Annotated in this window: 27 protein-coding genes and 1 pseudogene; all 28 read left to right on the forward strand. The window is 65.6% G+C overall.

Annotation, left to right across the window (positions count from 1 at the left end; all coding sequences use genetic code 11):
• Nucleotide 1 precedes the first annotated feature (1 nt).
• The 28 genes and pseudogenes from SROT_RS00150 (at nt 2) to SROT_RS00285 (ending at nt 13,785) form a co-directional block, all read left to right on the forward strand.
• A complete protein-coding gene (locus SROT_RS00150) occupies nt 2-274 on the forward strand; it encodes a hypothetical protein (protein ID WP_041406763.1) in 273 nt (90 codons plus the stop codon).
• Complete coding sequence (locus SROT_RS15400; RefSeq protein ID WP_013136978.1) at nt 274-1,170, forward strand: ParB N-terminal domain-containing protein; 897 nt, start codon at nt 274-276, stop codon at nt 1,168-1,170. Before SROT_RS00150 ends, SROT_RS15400 begins: the two co-directional genes overlap by 1 nt.
• Nucleotides 1,167-1,715: a hypothetical protein gene (locus tag SROT_RS00160; RefSeq protein WP_013136979.1), complete on the forward strand. Its 549-nt coding sequence runs from the start codon at nt 1,167-1,169 to the stop codon at nt 1,713-1,715. The genes SROT_RS15400 and SROT_RS00160 overlap by 4 nt, the downstream gene beginning before the upstream one ends.
• Nucleotides 1,712-1,909, forward strand: coding sequence for a hypothetical protein (locus SROT_RS00165; RefSeq protein WP_013136980.1), 198 nt, complete (start codon nt 1,712-1,714; stop codon nt 1,907-1,909). Before SROT_RS00160 ends, SROT_RS00165 begins: the two co-directional genes overlap by 4 nt.
• Nucleotides 1,906-2,658: a PD-(D/E)XK nuclease family protein gene (locus SROT_RS00170; RefSeq protein ID WP_013136981.1), complete on the forward strand. Its 753-nt coding sequence runs from the start codon at nt 1,906-1,908 to the stop codon at nt 2,656-2,658. Before SROT_RS00165 ends, SROT_RS00170 begins: the two co-directional genes overlap by 4 nt.
• The gene (locus SROT_RS00175) at nt 2,655-3,311 is read left to right on the forward strand and encodes a hypothetical protein (RefSeq protein ID WP_013136982.1); all 657 of its coding nucleotides are present in this window, start codon (nt 2,655-2,657) and stop codon (nt 3,309-3,311) included. Before SROT_RS00170 ends, SROT_RS00175 begins: the two co-directional genes overlap by 4 nt.
• Nucleotides 3,311-3,679 (forward strand): annotated as a pseudogene (locus tag SROT_RS00180) (single-stranded DNA-binding protein); the annotation flags it as partial. The gene SROT_RS00175 and the pseudogene SROT_RS00180, both read left to right, overlap by 1 nt.
• A 38-nt stretch (nt 3,680-3,717) precedes the next feature.
• A complete protein-coding gene (locus tag SROT_RS00185; protein ID WP_013136984.1) occupies nt 3,718-4,071 on the forward strand; it encodes a hypothetical protein in 354 nt (117 codons plus the stop codon).
• Between the two features lie 3 nt (nt 4,072-4,074).
• Nucleotides 4,075-4,227, forward strand: a complete 153-nt coding sequence (locus SROT_RS16635; protein ID WP_013136985.1) for a hypothetical protein — start codon at nt 4,075-4,077, stop codon at nt 4,225-4,227.
• A gap of 113 nt (nt 4,228-4,340) precedes the next feature.
• On the forward strand, nt 4,341-4,640 hold the full coding sequence (locus tag SROT_RS00190; RefSeq protein WP_148223282.1) for a hypothetical protein: 300 nt from the start codon (nt 4,341-4,343) through the stop codon (nt 4,638-4,640).
• On the forward strand, nt 4,637-5,152 hold the full coding sequence (locus SROT_RS15405; protein WP_013136987.1) for a hypothetical protein: 516 nt from the start codon (nt 4,637-4,639) through the stop codon (nt 5,150-5,152). The genes SROT_RS00190 and SROT_RS15405 overlap by 4 nt, the downstream gene beginning before the upstream one ends.
• Nucleotides 5,152-6,087 carry a hypothetical protein gene (locus SROT_RS15410; RefSeq protein WP_013136988.1) on the forward strand — a complete coding sequence of 312 codons (936 nt, stop codon included), beginning with the start codon at nt 5,152-5,154 and terminating at the stop codon, nt 6,085-6,087. Before SROT_RS15405 ends, SROT_RS15410 begins: the two co-directional genes overlap by 1 nt.
• The gene (locus tag SROT_RS00210; protein ID WP_013136989.1) at nt 6,084-6,449 is read left to right on the forward strand and encodes a hypothetical protein; all 366 of its coding nucleotides are present in this window, start codon (nt 6,084-6,086) and stop codon (nt 6,447-6,449) included. The genes SROT_RS15410 and SROT_RS00210 overlap by 4 nt, the downstream gene beginning before the upstream one ends.
• A gap of 5 nt (nt 6,450-6,454) precedes the next feature.
• Nucleotides 6,455-6,832: a hypothetical protein gene (locus tag SROT_RS00215; protein ID WP_148223477.1), complete on the forward strand. Its 378-nt coding sequence runs from the start codon at nt 6,455-6,457 to the stop codon at nt 6,830-6,832.
• Nucleotides 6,829-7,029 (forward strand): hypothetical protein, encoded by a 201-nt coding sequence (locus SROT_RS00220; RefSeq protein WP_013136991.1) that lies wholly within the window; start codon nt 6,829-6,831, stop codon nt 7,027-7,029. The genes SROT_RS00215 and SROT_RS00220 overlap by 4 nt, the downstream gene beginning before the upstream one ends.
• Nucleotides 7,026-7,337, forward strand: a complete 312-nt coding sequence (locus tag SROT_RS00225) for a hypothetical protein (protein WP_013136992.1) — start codon at nt 7,026-7,028, stop codon at nt 7,335-7,337. The genes SROT_RS00220 and SROT_RS00225 overlap by 4 nt, the downstream gene beginning before the upstream one ends.
• A complete protein-coding gene (locus SROT_RS16270; RefSeq protein ID WP_013136993.1) occupies nt 7,334-7,546 on the forward strand; it encodes a hypothetical protein in 213 nt (70 codons plus the stop codon). The genes SROT_RS00225 and SROT_RS16270 overlap by 4 nt, the downstream gene beginning before the upstream one ends.
• Nucleotides 7,543-7,779, forward strand: a complete 237-nt coding sequence (locus tag SROT_RS00235; RefSeq protein WP_013136994.1) for a hypothetical protein — start codon at nt 7,543-7,545, stop codon at nt 7,777-7,779. The genes SROT_RS16270 and SROT_RS00235 overlap by 4 nt, the downstream gene beginning before the upstream one ends.
• A gap of 26 nt (nt 7,780-7,805) precedes the next feature.
• Nucleotides 7,806-8,126, forward strand: coding sequence for a hypothetical protein (locus SROT_RS00240; protein ID WP_013136995.1), 321 nt, complete (start codon nt 7,806-7,808; stop codon nt 8,124-8,126).
• Entirely contained in the window at nt 8,123-8,593 is a 471-nt protein-coding gene (locus SROT_RS00245) for a hypothetical protein (protein WP_013136996.1), read from the forward strand. The genes SROT_RS00240 and SROT_RS00245 overlap by 4 nt, the downstream gene beginning before the upstream one ends.
• Nucleotides 8,590-9,018, forward strand: a complete 429-nt coding sequence (locus tag SROT_RS00250) for a hypothetical protein (RefSeq protein WP_013136997.1) — start codon at nt 8,590-8,592, stop codon at nt 9,016-9,018. The genes SROT_RS00245 and SROT_RS00250 overlap by 4 nt, the downstream gene beginning before the upstream one ends.
• Nucleotides 9,015-9,593, forward strand: coding sequence for a hypothetical protein (locus SROT_RS00255; RefSeq protein ID WP_013136998.1), 579 nt, complete (start codon nt 9,015-9,017; stop codon nt 9,591-9,593). The genes SROT_RS00250 and SROT_RS00255 overlap by 4 nt, the downstream gene beginning before the upstream one ends.
• The gene (locus SROT_RS00260; protein ID WP_013136999.1) at nt 9,590-9,901 is read left to right on the forward strand and encodes a hypothetical protein; all 312 of its coding nucleotides are present in this window, start codon (nt 9,590-9,592) and stop codon (nt 9,899-9,901) included. Before SROT_RS00255 ends, SROT_RS00260 begins: the two co-directional genes overlap by 4 nt.
• Nucleotides 9,898-10,677 carry a hypothetical protein gene (locus tag SROT_RS00265; RefSeq protein WP_013137000.1) on the forward strand — a complete coding sequence of 260 codons (780 nt, stop codon included), beginning with the start codon at nt 9,898-9,900 and terminating at the stop codon, nt 10,675-10,677. The genes SROT_RS00260 and SROT_RS00265 overlap by 4 nt, the downstream gene beginning before the upstream one ends.
• Nucleotides 10,674-10,895 carry a hypothetical protein gene (locus tag SROT_RS00270; protein ID WP_013137001.1) on the forward strand — a complete coding sequence of 74 codons (222 nt, stop codon included), beginning with the start codon at nt 10,674-10,676 and terminating at the stop codon, nt 10,893-10,895. The genes SROT_RS00265 and SROT_RS00270 overlap by 4 nt, the downstream gene beginning before the upstream one ends.
• Nucleotides 10,896-11,028: 133 nt before the next feature.
• A complete protein-coding gene (locus tag SROT_RS00275; RefSeq protein ID WP_245535323.1) occupies nt 11,029-12,804 on the forward strand; it encodes an alpha/beta hydrolase in 1,776 nt (591 codons plus the stop codon).
• A gap of 7 nt (nt 12,805-12,811) precedes the next feature.
• Nucleotides 12,812-13,468: an LppA family lipoprotein gene (locus tag SROT_RS00280; RefSeq protein ID WP_013137003.1), complete on the forward strand. Its 657-nt coding sequence runs from the start codon at nt 12,812-12,814 to the stop codon at nt 13,466-13,468.
• Nucleotides 13,465-13,785, forward strand: a complete 321-nt coding sequence (locus tag SROT_RS00285; RefSeq protein WP_013137004.1) for a hypothetical protein — start codon at nt 13,465-13,467, stop codon at nt 13,783-13,785. The genes SROT_RS00280 and SROT_RS00285 overlap by 4 nt, the downstream gene beginning before the upstream one ends.
• Nucleotides 13,786-13,985 lie beyond the last annotated feature (200 nt).

Below are 13,985 nucleotides of genomic sequence, written 5' to 3' on the forward strand. Positions count from 1 at the left end.
TTTGGTGTTGCGTTTGCCGCGCCGCGACTTTCCCAAGCTGATCGAGGAGCGGGCGCGGGTTCTGAATGAGGCGATGCGCTTGTTCTTGTCGGCTTATGACGACGAGTGCTCGGAAGCTGTGACCGACGAGGAGCGCGAATGGTGCCGTAACACCCGCCGCTACATGGACGACTGGTTCGGTGACGTGCTCTCGGAGGTCGAGCAGTACGCCTTCCCCGACGCCGAAGATATCGAGGCCGACAGGGCGTGCGATCTGGCGCGGGAGGTCGCGTGATGACGCGCGCGGTTCCGGTTGCGGATGTTCGTGTGGAGGGCAGGCACCGCAGGGATTTGGGCGATGTGTCGGCGCTCGCTGCGAGCATTCGCGAGGTGGGGTTGATCCATCCGGTGGCGGTGACGGCGGATTTGCGGCTGGTGGCCGGTCAGCGGCGTTTGGAGGCAGCGCGGCTGTTGGGCTGGCAGACGGTGCCGGTCACGGTGGTGGCCTCCCTGGTGGAGGCTGCGGACTTGTTGCGCGCGGAGGCGGATGAGAACACGCAGCGCAAGCCGTTCACCCCGACCGAGGCAGAGGCGATAGCCAGCGCGATAGAGGCGGCGCTGCGGCCCGTGGCTGCGGCGAGGCGTGCTGCTGCGATCAAGGACCGAGACGAGAAGGGCAGGGCTCTGTCCACTTCCGCCGAATCGGCGGAAGTGGAGCGCCAACCCGAGACCAGGGACATAGCCGCGCAAGCGGTGGGCTACGGGCGCGACACGATATCGAAGGTCCGCAAGGTCAAAGATCTGGCTGAGGACGAGGAAACCCCCGAGCCTGTTCGCGAGGCGGCGCGCTGGGCGTTGGGGGAGATGGACGCGACCGGCTCTGTGGCGGGTCCGCACCACAGGGTCATGTGCGCGGTGGAGGCCGAGGCGGCGCCCAAGCCGCATCCGGGGGTCACGAAGTGGCTTGAGTCGAGCCAGGAGCTGAAGGACAAGGGCTACATGGTCGCGTTCTACAAGGTGCTCAAGAAGTCGGGCGAGATGTTCCAGTTCGACCCCGAGCGCGTCGGGCGACTCGGGGACGAGCGCGACGTGGAGGTGGTCGAGCACCAGTTGAAGTCCACGCAGAAGTTCTTGGACAAGATGCGCGCCGCCCGGTCGGGGCTGCGCCTTATCAAAGGAGACCAGGGATGAGCAGACGGCGCGCGAAGAAGAGCGTGTGGAGCACCGCGCATTGGAGCCAGCGGGACCGCGACGAGCACGACGCTCTGGTGTACGAGGCGTGGGAGTCGTCCAAGCGCCAGGACGAGCGCACGGACTTCTACCTCAACGGCCTGATCGACGCGGAACAGGCGCAACGGGGATGGGCCGTGGAGGTCTTGGCGCACTACCGGCGCAACGGCTGCGCGAACGGGTTGAAGAACCACATGAAGCGCTGCCGTGTGCCCATGTCGCACGATGGCCGGATTTTGAGCAAGCCCGCCGTGGTGGGAGCCCGCCGCACCGACGAGGACGGCACGCGGTACTACGAACAGGCGCTCATCTACTACGTGACCCTGCCCGAGCTGCGGGAGAAGCAGAAGGAGAGCATCGCGCTTTCGAAGACCTACGACGAGACGACGGCGATGTTCGGCAAGCTCATCGCCCTGTGCGAGGCGGGCGGCGCGAACACGCCCGCCGAGGCTGCGGAGAACCTTGGCGTCACTGTCGAGGGCTGGCTGCTGGGAGCGGCGGCATGACCGGCCAGAAGAAGGACGAGCGGTGCGCTTGGTGCGAGCGGGCGTTCCGCGCGCATGTGGCCGCTGGGGGTTCGTGGGCGAGCGCGCCGAGGGTGCGGGCGGCGCAGACGCGCACGCATCCCGGCAAGGGCGGCGAGCCGGTGTGCATGGAGCACCGGGCCGAGTTCACAGGCGTGTTCGGAGTGCTCATATGAGCGGGCTTGTGCGGATCGAGAAGGGCCGCAACCACTTTTACGAGCTGGACGGCGAGCGTGTGGACGGTGTGACGACGATCCTCAGCGGCGGGATACCCAAGGCTGCGTTGATGCCGTGGGCGTTGAAGACGGCGGCGCAGTTTGCGGTGGAGAACTGGGACGAGCTGTGCGGGCTCGGGCAGTTCGAGCGCGTGGACCAGATCAAGAAGGCCCCTTGGCGCGAGCGGGACGAGGCGGCGAACCGGGGCTCTGAGGTGCATAGGCTCGCGGAGCGGCTGATGCGCGGCGAGGAGGTGACCGTTCCGGCCACGTTGTCGGGGCATGTGCGCTCGTGCGTGGACTTCCTGGACGAGTGGCAGCCGGTGCCGGTGTTGCTGGAATGCCCGGTTGCGTCCCGAGCGGAGCGGTACGCGGGCACGTTGGACGCAGTGGTGGACATTCCCGGCGAGGGGCGTTGCCTGATCGACTTCAAAACCTCCCGTTCGGGCGTCCACCCGGAGACGGGGTTGCAGCTCGCGGCCTATAGGCACGCGGACTTCGCCCTGGCGGGCGGGGAAGAGGTCGCTATGGGCGGTCTTGGCGTCGAGAGGGCGTTCGGGGTGTGGCTGCGCCCGGACGGCTACAGCGTCCACGAGCTGAGGGCGGGAGCCGAGGAGTTCGCGGTGTTCCTCAGCGCCGCGCGCATCGCCCGCTGGGCGAAGACATCGAAACAAGTTGTCGGTGAAGCTTTGGAAAGGCAGAAGCATTGAGCGAGTTAGAGAGAACCGAGACCGAACCGGAGCAGCGGGCGCTCTCGAAAGTCGGGCAGTGGGCGCTCGACGCGCGCGAGGCGCACCAAGTGGCGCAGTCGTTGGCGAAGACGTCGTTCGTCCCGAAGTGCTATCAAGGAAAGCCGTCGGAGGCCACGGCGGCGATCCTCATGGGCTCGGAGATCGGGCTTTCCCCGATGACTGCGCTGCGCTCCATCGTCGTCATCCACGGCACCCCGGCGATGACTGCTGTCGCGTTGCGGGGCCTGGTGCAGTCGCAGGGCCATCGGGTGTGGATCGAGAAGGCGAGCGACCAGTCCGTCACCGCGAAAGGCGTTCGGCAGGGCGACGACATCGTGCATGAGTCCGTGTGGGACATCAAGCGCGCGGAATCGCTCGGGTTGATGGACCGGGATCAGTGGCGCAAGCAGCCCAAGGCCATGCTGACCGCCCGCGCCACGAGCGAGGTGTGCCGCCTGGTTTCCGCTGACGTGCTGCTCGGTCTGCCGTACTCGGTCGAAGAGCTGGACGAGCCCGAACCAACGACGACCGTCAAACGCAAACGTCTTGAGCCGGTCGAGTCGCAAAGCTCAGAGAGAGCCGAAGCCGAGCCCGCCGCCGCTGAGGAGCCACAGGAAGAAGAGGCGGTCTGATGGCAGGCGACACTGTTATCAATGTGGTTGGGAATCTCACGGCGGACCCGGAGTTGCGGTTCACGCCGACCGGGGCTGCGGTCGCGAACTTCACCGTCGCGTCGACCCCGCGTGTGTTCGACCGGCAGACGAATCAGTGGCAGGACGGGGAGGCGTTGTTCTTGCGCTGCAACATTTGGCGCGAGGCCGCGGAGAACGTCGCGGAGTCCCTTGTCAGAGGTCAGCGAGTGATCGTTGTGGGCAGGTTGAAGCAACGCAGCTTCGAGAAGGACGGGCAGAAGCGCACGGTGGTGGAGCTCGAGGTGGACGAGATCGGGCCTTCGCTGCGCTACAGCACGGCGAAGGTGAGCCGCGCGAACCGTGGCGGCGTCTCGCAGTCCGACGAGCCGGATTGGCGGTGACGGCTATGGAGTCTTCCCCGGTGTCGTTGGAGCTTGAGCTTCGCGAGTTGATGAAGCAGCGGCGGCTGGCGTCGCTTGAGAAGCGGGATTTGCGGATCAAGGCGGACGACGAGCGCCGGGAGTGGAAGAGGGCGCACGCGGTGTGTCACGCCTTCTACAGGAGCAAGGGCTACGCGGTGGAGGACGCGAAGCAGGCCGCGACAGCGGATAAGGGGGTGATGGCGGCTCAGCAGCGCGCGGAGCATGCCGAGGCTCTTGCCGGGTACGCGGCGGACCAGTTGCAGGACTTGCGGCAAGAGGTCATTGCCGTGCAGTCCCTCATCAGTTTGTGGAAAACCCTTGTCGAGAACGGAGGGTGAGCGGTGAGCGACCAGATAAAGAAGGCCGATGAGGCGTTGCGGGCGCATGAGGAGGCGTGGGTGCGCCGTTACGTGCAGCTCGGGCATTCCCTGGAAGAGGCGAGGGCGGCGTACCGGGCGAAGTTCTGGGCGGGGGAGGTCGATCTGCGATGGTGAGGCCGATATGCCGGTTCGAGGGCTGCCAGCGGGAAACCACAAGGAGCAGCTTGTGCCCCGCTCACGAGAGGCAGCTTCACAGGCGTGGCGAGGGCGGGTTGACCCCGCTGGGCGTGCCCTTGTGGAAAGGCTGCGTGGTGCCGGGGTGCGAGCGCAGGCGTTTCGGGAAGAACATGTGCGGGCTGCATCTCAACCGTTCCCGCAAGGGCTTGCCCCTGGACCCTTGGACCCGGCATGACGAGAAGGTGTACCAGTCGGCGCTACGGGGTGTGGCGGGTGTTTTCGAACGCCGTGTTGCGGTGGAGATTGAGGCCGGGGAGTGCCGCGCGGAGGCTGAGCGGAAGTTCCGCGTCGAGTTCCAGTTGCTCGCGTCCTTCCTGGATGACTTCGCGGGAGAGGGGGCGCTGCGATGACCGCCGAGTTCAGCAAGCGCGCCCGCGCTCTTGTGGAGTTGCGCTCCGAGGGGAGGTGCGAGGGCGAGTTCGACCCGCGCGAGCGCTCGAAGAGGCCCCGGTGCCTTCGGGTGGCCGAGGAGATGCACCACCGCCGCACCAGGGGCTCGGGCGGCACGAGCGATCCCGCGTCCTCGCAGGTGAGCAATGCTTTGGCGTTATGCCGCAACTGTCATCACTGGGCGGGGCAGTGCTTCCGTCTCGCGGAGGCGCTGGGGATCTGCGTGTACCAGGCGCACCGCCCGGACGCGCGGCCCGTGTTGATTCGGGGCGAGTGGCGCCTGCTCTTGGACGATGGCGGATTGACCCCGCTTATCCGCGTGGGCGAGGACGAGTGGCGTTTCGACGCGCTCGGCGGCCACCGCTACCCGGCGTGGCTGGTGGACGGCGCTACACCGCTCGATGAGCGGTACGTGGACGTGAGCGGGCCGTTGGATGCGAACCGTTACGCGACGAGATGGGCGGTGGCCTGATGTCGTGGTTCAAGGTGGATGACGGGTTCTACGCGCACCCGAAGGTTATGGGGCTCTCGGACGGCGCTCTGAGCTTGTGGACGCTCGCGGGCACCTGGTGCGCTCACCAGCTCACGGACGGCGTTGTCCCGCACGCGGCGCTGTCGATGCACAGGGGCACGCCTGAGCGGGCTCAAGAGCTCGTGGAGGCCGGTCTTTGGGAGCTGCACCCGAAGGGCCACAAGTTCCACGACTGGGAGCAGTACCAGCCCACCAAAGAGCAGGTCGAAGCGGAGCGTGAGGCCGCGAAGGAGCGGATGAAGGCCGCTCGGGCCAAGCGCAAAGCCGCGAAGCCTGTTCGGGAGAACACTGAGGATGGTTCGCGCGATGTTCCGGAGAACACCGAAGACGGTTCGGAGGATGTTCGGGCGAACACCGACCGAACTTCGGGCGAAGTTCGCCTAACCCCGACCCGACCCGACCCGTCCTTATCTACTGACGTAGATAACTCAAGTACTTCGCCTTCGGCTCAGTGTTCACCCGCCGAGCTTCGCGCCGAGTTCGCGGCGTTCTGGACCGTCTACCCCCGCAAGTCGGGGAAGGCCAAAGCCGAGAAGGCGTTCGAGCGGGCCAGGCGCAAGACCACCGTCGAGGCGATGACCGAGGCCGCTGGGCGCTACCGGGACGACCCGAACCGTGAGGCGGGTTTCACGAAAGAGGCAGCGACCTGGCTCAACCAGGAGTGCTGGAACGACCCGCCGCTGCCGCCGAGGTTCGAGCGCACCAGCGCCAAGCCTCCTCCCGGCCCGTTGGACGGCTACGGGGCCGGTGTGAAAAGCCAGATCGGATGGGAGATGCTGAGCCCCACGCCTGACCCGCAGGCGGTCGCGATGGCCGAGGCTGCGGGCTACAAGCCGCCATCGAACGGGCACAGATTGCGGGAGGTGGGCGCGTGATAACCGAACAGGAAGTCGTGTTGGTGCTGCGGAAGATCAGCGCGAACGACAAGCGCAAACCGGATCAGTTCGAATTGGATGAGTTCGTTTCCGCCGCGCGCCGCCACAACTGGACGTACCGGGAGGCGTGCGCCCAGGTGGACGCGTTCTTCGACATCCCGCGCGGCGGGGAGAGGATCACCCACGGGCACATCACAGCCGGGATCAAAGCGGACCGCAGGCACCCGAAGCCGGTGGCGGACGTCCTGCAACTGGAAGGCCCGAAACCCGCGAGCGAGGACAACCCCGACCGGCAGCGCGTGCTGGCGATGGTGCGCGAGCTGAGCCGCAAGTTCTCGATGCCCGAGGAGACCGCCCGGTGAACCGCATGAAGCAGAAGGGGGACCGCGCCGAGCGGGAGGCGGGGCGGATCGCGGGGGCGTCTGGTTTCCCGTGGTGGGAGCGCATGAAAGCCGGGGCCGAGCGGGACCGGGGCGACTTGACGCTGTGCCCGTACGTGATCGCCCAGGTGAAGGACTGCAAGCGCATCTCGATCCCCGAATGGCTCAGGCAGCTCGCGCAGCAGAAGCGCAACGCCCGCGCCGACGTCGCCGTGCTGGTGGTGAAGCACTCCATCCCCGGCAAGGCCCCGGTCTGGTCGATGATCCTGCCCTACCAAGAGGGATTGCGCCTGCTCAGGCAAGCCGGATGGGGCGAACCCGTCACCGACGAACCACGCATCACCGAGGAAAGGACAGAGCTATGAGCGGAAACCCGATAGCGACCACACGCTACACCGTTCTCTCCGGGCCGGGGAGCGGCCCGACGCTGGGCGAGCTTCGCGAGCTGGTCGCGAAAACGCACGACTGGGCCGCAGACTCGCGCGTGCTCATCGCCCGCTCGCGGATCGACCAGGACGACGAAAGCTGGCACATGGCGCTGCTAAGGGAGGCCGGGAAATGAGCGAGGACATGTGGCGGGACGCCGCCCAGGTCGCGGCGCGGAACAATGCGGGCAGCGGTGGGCGTGTGCCGCTTTTGGCGTTCGTGGACCGCAGTGACATGGCGCAGGTCGGTGTGCTCATCGCGGCCCTGGTGGCCATGGCGTGGATGAGCGCGGACGGGTTGGCGTGGGACATGGCGGGCGTGTTGAGCTTCGCGGGGGGATTTTTGACCGCGACGTTGGTCAACGCGCTCGTGTTCACGCTGATGGTCGTGAACGGGCGGGCGGTCTTGCGTCGCCTTGCCGTTGAGAAAGGAGCCGGGGAATGAGCGCCCGCAAACTAATGGCAGGAGCCGTGGCCGTCGTCGTGGTCATAGCCGCCGCTGGCTGCGGCGCTTCTAACGAGCAAATCAACCCGCCTGAACCGCAGGTGTGGCGGCTGCCCATAGCTGATGGCCGGAAAGTCGTGTGTGTCTCGATCAGCAATTCGAGCAACACGGCGATGTCCCTTTCCTGTGATTGGGGGAATGCGAAATGAGCGATGAGCTACCGATCGGTGTTGTGGGACGGCGCATCGTCTCGATTGCAGAAGGGGCTCGCAGAATTGTCGAGCCTTCCGCTTACGACTCGTCGCCGTTCGTCCACGACGGCTTGGTGATCGGTCTGGACGACGGATCTGAACTGTTCATTCAGGACAACGGCGAGTACTACCCAGGGTTCTTCACACACTGGCTCGGGCAGAGCATCACCGAGGAAAGGACACAGCAGTGAGCAGGGCGAGCATCAGGAGGATCACCATGTGGAGTGACGTCGCGTTCACTGCCCTCCCTCCGGGGTGGGTGAACGTCTACAGGATGGACGACGGCACCTATGAGACCGAGCCCTGCCCCGGTGTGCTGCTGCAAGAGGCGACCCAATATAAAGAATGCTGGGACGAGGAAGTGGGCGGCAGTAACGTGCTTCGGACCCGTCGGTGCGAGATGGACCGTGAGACAAGGACCGTGCCCGCCGAAATCTGTGTTGGAAACTTGTCGCCAGCCTGCGATGTCTCCAACTATGTGACAACCGCCACGGCTGAGGAATGGGAGGGCCAAGAGGCCGGGGAGGCCGGGGAATGAACGCTCAAGAGTTGAAAGAGTTCATCGATGAGCACATGGCGCAAGACTGGCTGATCTTGGTGAACGAGATGACCGGGGCCGCGCTCGTGGCGGACTTGGCCATCACGAGCGCCGAGGGCTTTATCAGGCTCTCGGGCAGGATCACGCCTGACTTTTACAGGTTCGACCCTGAGACTGGTCGGCTCGCGCATGAGCGGTACTCGCTTGAACTCATGAGAGGTTGGCGCGCGGTGAAGCCTGGCAGCCCGGAGTACGAGGCGGCGATGCGCTTGAACACTGCACGGATCAAAGCGCGGGCGGTGTTCGACCAGTTGGGCGCGGGCGACATGACCATGATCGAGACACGTTGGCCGGTGATCAGGGCCGCGATGTCCAACGTTTCGGAGGCTGCGGCGCATATTGCGGCGGCGGATGAGTACGGGGAGCTTCTACGGCGGCAGGAGACCATCAAGGAGGCCGGGGCATGACGGACGGTGGTTTGGATTTCGGGGATGGCGTGACCACAGCCCCTACACAGAGGTGGGCCGAGGCAACGACGAACGTCTCCGAGCTGCGGGACGTGTGGGGCGAGCTGGCGAACCATAACGGGCGCGTCACCGACCTTGAGGCGGAAGTGGAGAGCGTCAAAGCCGAGGTGCGGGCGCGCATGCTGGAAGCGGCGTATCCGTCCCGTAAATCGCTCCTCGCCTACATGCGGCCCGCGCGTTGGGCGCAGCTCGCGGCGCTGTTCGCGAACCTCGCGCTTGTCTTGTGGTGGGCTGTTGTCAGCTGCGGCATGGGGATGTCCCCTTATCCCGGTGCGATTGTCTGCGGGATCGCGATCTGCGCTGCCTGGATCTTTTCGGTGGAGGCGTTATTCGAGGCGCTGGACCGCAAGGGGGCCGGGGAATGAGCGATGAGACCAAGCCGTTCAGGTTGCAGGATCAAATTTTAGTCCTGATGCTGATGCACCTGGACCGGATCGATGAAGCCTACTGCGCCACGCTCGACGGCTATAAGGTGACCGAGGCGCGGGCCGAAGATGTCGATCTTCTCCGCATGTCGGCGTACTTGGCCGAGCACGCCGACGCGTTCCGCGACGACTCGGAGGCTGAGTCCGGTGAGATCCGTGTGGTGGAGGTCGCGAAGGGTTTGCGGATGCTCAAAGCCGGTGACATGTGGGTCACCGAGAGCATGGTCGAACAGCTTGGCAGGGTCGCGTTCGATGACATCAAGCCCTTGGGCAAGGTCAGAATCCCCGTCGCGAAGCACTTCGGACTGGCGAACACCTACGCCATCGGCCTTTCCAAGAGCACCGGATGCCTCTCTTTGGCCTCATCGGCTGGAACCGAAAAACTGTCACGCAACTTGTGTTTCTTCGGAGATGAAAAGTTGGACGAGACGCAATCCGAAGAGGCCCACATCTATGCCGCGCAGGAACGAGCTATAGCCGCCCTTCCCTTGATGGTGTTGGCGGACCAGGCATGAGCCGCGATGAGTTCTGGACCGGCCCAGTGTCGTTCTGGACGATGACCGGGGCGGGGTTCGTGTGCGCCGCGCTCGCTGGGTTTTTCGCCGCGCAAGGGAAATGGCCGCTGGCCCTGTATTTCGCGTTCGCGGCCATCGTCTACCTGTGCTGGGTCAAATACCGGCGTGTGGACGACTCGCGCCGCGCGTTCGAGGACGGCAGGCGTTACACGGTCGATGAGGTCGCCCGGATGCGGCGAGTGCTTTGGGAGTCCCGACCACAGGTGTCTTACACATACGCGCCGGGTGAAAGCGAGGAGTCCGCATGAGCGTCACAACCTTCTGTTCTGTCCCGCATTCGCGTGAGGCGACCGAGGACGACCCTGCCGACGCGCTCAGGGAGCACGGCGGGCGCCTGGTGGTGTACGACTTGAACCGTCCCGCCGCGTTCGACGGGGCGTATTTGTGCGCGGGTCACCTCGCGCGCCTGGCGGACTTGATCGCCCAAACCCCGCATATTGTGGCGTTGCTGTTGTCGGATCGGGAGAAGTCTTGCGCTTGGGGCGATCAGGAGGGCACTCGCCGCAAGACCGACCCCCCGGCTCCGTTGAGCCTCGCAGCCCTCGATGAGGCCGACAAGGAGTTCGCCGTGTTGCAGTCGTGGGCTGAGAACCATCGTGACTCCACGGGGCTTGTGCCGCCCCGTATACAGCATTTGTGGAAGCGCGGCGGCGCGGGGGAGGTGATCGGCGCGAAGTCCGGGCATGTGCGTCTCTGCCACGCCCTTGTCGGGTACCTGTTGACCGACCCCAATGTGCTCGCAAGCCAGGAATGGGCCGGCGAGATGCTGCAAGAGCTGGCGGACATGCGCGCCCGCCGCCGTCCGCGTTGGCGGCTCGTGGACGAGCCGACGCCGACCGGGTACCCGTGCTTGAAATGCGGGGGCCGCACGATGCTGTTCCGCCCTCCGATAGACCAGTTCGACCCGTGCCTGGTGCAATGCCCCGGTTGCGGTTTCACTTTGGAGCGCGAGCAGTTCGACCGGATCACCACGGTCATCGAGGACGGGAAAACACCGCGCGGGAGGGTAGGATCGGATGCGTGAACGCGCTGCTGGACGTGGATGTTCCCGAGTTCGTGACGGTGGAGCGGGCGGTGCGCGCCACGGGCCGATCCCGCCGCACTATCTACCGTTGGAAAGAGTCCGGGGCGGTGCGGTGGCGGATGTTCGAGGGGAAGTTGATGGTCGAGGTCAACGACGCCGACGAGGCCAAACTGCGGTGCTCGGACGCGCGACGGGCGAACCTGCGCCGCAAACGGTAGATGATCCCCGTAAGTATTGCCAAACATGGCGAGGCGTCGTAGGCTGCCCAAGCGATGCGGGTGTTAAACCTGTTCGGTGTTGGGGTGCTTGGCGGCGCTGGGTGAAAGAGAATGCTCGTTGAATCTTGGTGATGTGCGGAGTGTGGATGTGGCCGCGCTCGGGGACTTGGCGACGAGTCTCGCGTCCCGAGCGTCGTCGTTGGAGGAGGCGCGGGCGCAGTTCGCGAAGATCACGCAGTTCCCCGGCTGGTCGGGGACGGCGAAGGACGCGGCGGCGGGGAGCTTCCAGCGCGCGGACGCGAGCTTGTTGGACGATGTGGCGCGGGTGTCGGCGGTGCATCAGGCGGTGTTGGAGCTGTCGGCGGACTTCGCCCAGTTGCAGGCCCGTGTGCGGGAGTTGGAGCGGGAGGCGGCGAGCATCGGGGCGGTGTTGGGCGACGACGGCAAAGTCACGTTCCCGGAGGGGGCTCCGTGGCCGGATGCGACCCAGCAGCACCGCGCCCTCGTCATCGGCGGCGAGGCGTACGAGTTGATGACAGACGCGGACCGGCTCGATGAGAAGGCGGGCGAGGTTCTGCGCAAAGCTGTGGGCGGGGAGATCAACGCCGCTGGCACGGGGAACGAGACACAGGCGGCGCTGGCCGGGGCGGCGCAAGGCACGTTGGGCATGCCGGAGCCTCCGAAGGCCCCTGGGGGGCATGCGGACCCTTCGTACAACGCGGGATGGTGGAAAGACTTGACCCCGGAGCAGCGGCGTCGGGTGCTGGACTTGCACCCGGAGTGGGTCGGCAACCTGGACGGGGTGCCCGCGTCCGTGCACGACGAGGCGAACCGCAAAATGCTGCCGGGGGACATCGCCCGGTTGCAGGCGGAGGTGGACCGTTTGCAGAAGCAACTGGACAGCGAGTTCGGGCACGGCGCCTTCAGCAACACAGACTCGGACCTGTGGTACGCGCAGCGCCGGTTGGAGGGTTTGCAAGCGACCGAGAAGGCGCTGCGGGACAATCCCGGCACGAAGCTCCTGGTCCTCGACCCCGACTACGGGACCAGGGGCCGTGTCGCCATCGGCACGGGCGACCCGGACACCGCCAACCACATCTCCATCTCGACCCCCGGGGTGAACTCCTCCCCCGGGCAGAGCATTGGGGAGATGACCAAAGAAGCAGTAGCTCTAAAGACTGAGACCGAGAACGTGCTTAAGGCCAATGGGCATGGGAACGAGACGGTCTCGACCATCTCGTGGATCGGGTACGAGCCGCCGCAGGCGCAGCTCGACCCGCAGCACCTCGACAAGACGGGCGACGTCGGACCTGGCGGGTTGCGGGACGAGCCGGGGGGCTTGTCCGACGTGGCCAGCGATGCGAAGGCGAAGGCCGGCGCGGCGAGCCTTTCGCAGTTCTACGAGGGCATCAGCGCCGCCTGGCATCCTGCGGACGGAGACTCCGCCACGAGCCCGCACATCACCGCCCTCGGGCACTCCTACGGCTCGCTCACCACCAGCCTCGCGTTGCAGCAGACACAGACGGGAGTCGTGGACAACGCCGTGTTCTACGGCTCCCCCGGTCTGGAGCTTCCTTCCCTTGACCGATTGCCGGTCGCTACGGGGCACGCCTACTCCATGCAAGCGCCGAGCGACCCGATCAACTACGTCCCCAACCTCACCGAGCACTACGGCCCCAACCCCGTCGAAATCCCCGGCATCACGAGGCTGTCCACCGAAGCCGGGGACACCACCGGCGACGCTGCACCCGGCACGACGGTGCACCACGACGGCGCGCACGGTCACTCGGAATACCCGCGCAAAGGCGACAACGGGCAGTTGCGGATGCCTGGATACAATATGTCTGTGATCGTCGCGGGGATGACCGGGCAGGACGGTCGCCCCGACCTCACCAAGAGGGGAGAATAACCCTTAAATGACGTACCCGGTGGAGAAGAGGAGTTGGTTGCGACGGCGTGCGGCGTGGTTGTGGGCTGCTGGTGTGGTGGTGCTTGTCGGGGTGGTGTTGGTGTGCGGGGTGGGGGTGTTTCGGTTTGTGGAGGTGTTGAAGGGCATGGATGACGCGCCGCGGCACATGGCACAAGAAAAGGTTCCGGCGTTCGAGGAGCGGTATCGGGACAAGGGCAGTGTGCAGCAGGCTGCGGAAGACTTGGAGGCGGTGATCGCTCGGGCCGCCGACAAGATCGCCGCGCTCGTCCCCGGCCTGACCTGGAAATGGCAGTACGATCCTGGAAACATCGGCTGTCCGGCCGATGCTGCCAGCGACACGAGGGTCACACGATTCGCGACTCGCCTAGCGGGTTTCGACGGCGCCATTCCGGAGGACGTGTGGCCCCGTGCGGTGGCCATCGTGCGCAGCGAGGCGGAATTCCTCGGGATGACGGCCCAGTTCAAGTACCAGGACGCGGCCAAGCAGCACGACCTGGTGTTCTCCTCTCAAGACGGCGGGGAGATAAGAATCGCCACAGCCGTAGAAGCGTTCATCAGGGGCAAGACCCCGTGCCGGTTGATGGAGGACTGGTACACCGACCGCAATATTCCTATTCCGGGCACGGGCAAGGAGCCGCGATGACAGCCGATGGGGCTCCCGCAGGAGCAGGCCAGAGGATCGAGGTTGCGCTCGAAGAGCTTCACGCAGGCGCGAGCCAGCTTCACGACCTCGCGCAGGAGGCGACGAGCAAGCTCGCCTCAAGCGATCTGATGTTGGAAACCTCCTCGCGAGCGTTGAAAGGCTTGAAATCCGCAATCGAGTTCGCCGCCTACGCCGAATTCGAGACCGCGCGGGGCAAATCCGCTATCGAGACGATCACCGCTGCGGCAGAAAACGTCGGGTATGCCGCCGAGCACTACCACGGCACGGACGAGTCGAACGCCGCCAGCCTCGGTTGACCAACCCTCCTCGTTTTTCGAACACGTCAGCGTGTCGTGTTGACGTGGGTAATCTTCGAATGGCACACTAATGCCAGTAGCACCCCTATGCCTACTGTCGCCAGATCCTTTCGTTACATGAGCGTTGATCCTGGTAGGGCCGCTTCCCGCCTGGTGTTGGCGCACCAGGGCGACGGGGAGCGGTTCTTTGTTTCCGGGGT

Source organism: Segniliparus rotundus DSM 44985, assembly GCF_000092825.1.
Taxonomy (GTDB): Bacteria; Actinomycetota; Actinomycetes; order Mycobacteriales; family Mycobacteriaceae; genus Segniliparus; species Segniliparus rotundus.

Excerpts from the sequence above, each read along its gene's own strand:
- SROT_RS15400 (WP_013136978.1), top strand. The coding sequence starts at position 274 with ATGACGCGCGCGGTTCCGGTTGCGGATGTTCGTGTGGAGGGCAGGCAC.
- SROT_RS00160 (WP_013136979.1), top strand. The coding sequence starts at position 1,167 with ATGAGCAGACGGCGCGCGAAGAAGAGCGTGTGGAGCACCGCGCATTGG.
- SROT_RS00165 (WP_013136980.1), top strand. The coding sequence starts at position 1,712 with ATGACCGGCCAGAAGAAGGACGAGCGGTGCGCTTGGTGCGAGCGGGCG.
- SROT_RS00170 (WP_013136981.1), top strand. The coding sequence starts at position 1,906 with ATGAGCGGGCTTGTGCGGATCGAGAAGGGCCGCAACCACTTTTACGAG.
- SROT_RS00185 (WP_013136984.1), top strand. The coding sequence starts at position 3,718 with ATGGAGTCTTCCCCGGTGTCGTTGGAGCTTGAGCTTCGCGAGTTGATG.
- SROT_RS15405 (WP_013136987.1), top strand. The coding sequence starts at position 4,637 with ATGACCGCCGAGTTCAGCAAGCGCGCCCGCGCTCTTGTGGAGTTGCGC.
- SROT_RS15410 (WP_013136988.1), top strand. The coding sequence starts at position 5,152 with ATGTCGTGGTTCAAGGTGGATGACGGGTTCTACGCGCACCCGAAGGTT.
- SROT_RS00215 (WP_148223477.1), top strand. The coding sequence starts at position 6,455 with ATGAAGCAGAAGGGGGACCGCGCCGAGCGGGAGGCGGGGCGGATCGCG.
- SROT_RS00220 (WP_013136991.1), top strand. The coding sequence starts at position 6,829 with ATGAGCGGAAACCCGATAGCGACCACACGCTACACCGTTCTCTCCGGG.
- SROT_RS00225 (WP_013136992.1), top strand. The coding sequence starts at position 7,026 with ATGAGCGAGGACATGTGGCGGGACGCCGCCCAGGTCGCGGCGCGGAAC.
- SROT_RS16270 (WP_013136993.1), top strand. The coding sequence starts at position 7,334 with ATGAGCGCCCGCAAACTAATGGCAGGAGCCGTGGCCGTCGTCGTGGTC.
- SROT_RS00235 (WP_013136994.1), top strand. The coding sequence starts at position 7,543 with ATGAGCGATGAGCTACCGATCGGTGTTGTGGGACGGCGCATCGTCTCG.
- SROT_RS00240 (WP_013136995.1), top strand. The coding sequence starts at position 7,806 with ATGTGGAGTGACGTCGCGTTCACTGCCCTCCCTCCGGGGTGGGTGAAC.
- SROT_RS00245 (WP_013136996.1), top strand. The coding sequence starts at position 8,123 with ATGAACGCTCAAGAGTTGAAAGAGTTCATCGATGAGCACATGGCGCAA.
- SROT_RS00250 (WP_013136997.1), top strand. The coding sequence starts at position 8,590 with ATGACGGACGGTGGTTTGGATTTCGGGGATGGCGTGACCACAGCCCCT.
- SROT_RS00255 (WP_013136998.1), top strand. The coding sequence starts at position 9,015 with ATGAGCGATGAGACCAAGCCGTTCAGGTTGCAGGATCAAATTTTAGTC.
- SROT_RS00260 (WP_013136999.1), top strand. The coding sequence starts at position 9,590 with ATGAGCCGCGATGAGTTCTGGACCGGCCCAGTGTCGTTCTGGACGATG.
- SROT_RS00265 (WP_013137000.1), top strand. The coding sequence starts at position 9,898 with ATGAGCGTCACAACCTTCTGTTCTGTCCCGCATTCGCGTGAGGCGACC.
- SROT_RS00280 (WP_013137003.1), top strand. The coding sequence starts at position 12,812 with ATGACGTACCCGGTGGAGAAGAGGAGTTGGTTGCGACGGCGTGCGGCG.
- SROT_RS00285 (WP_013137004.1), top strand. The coding sequence starts at position 13,465 with ATGACAGCCGATGGGGCTCCCGCAGGAGCAGGCCAGAGGATCGAGGTT.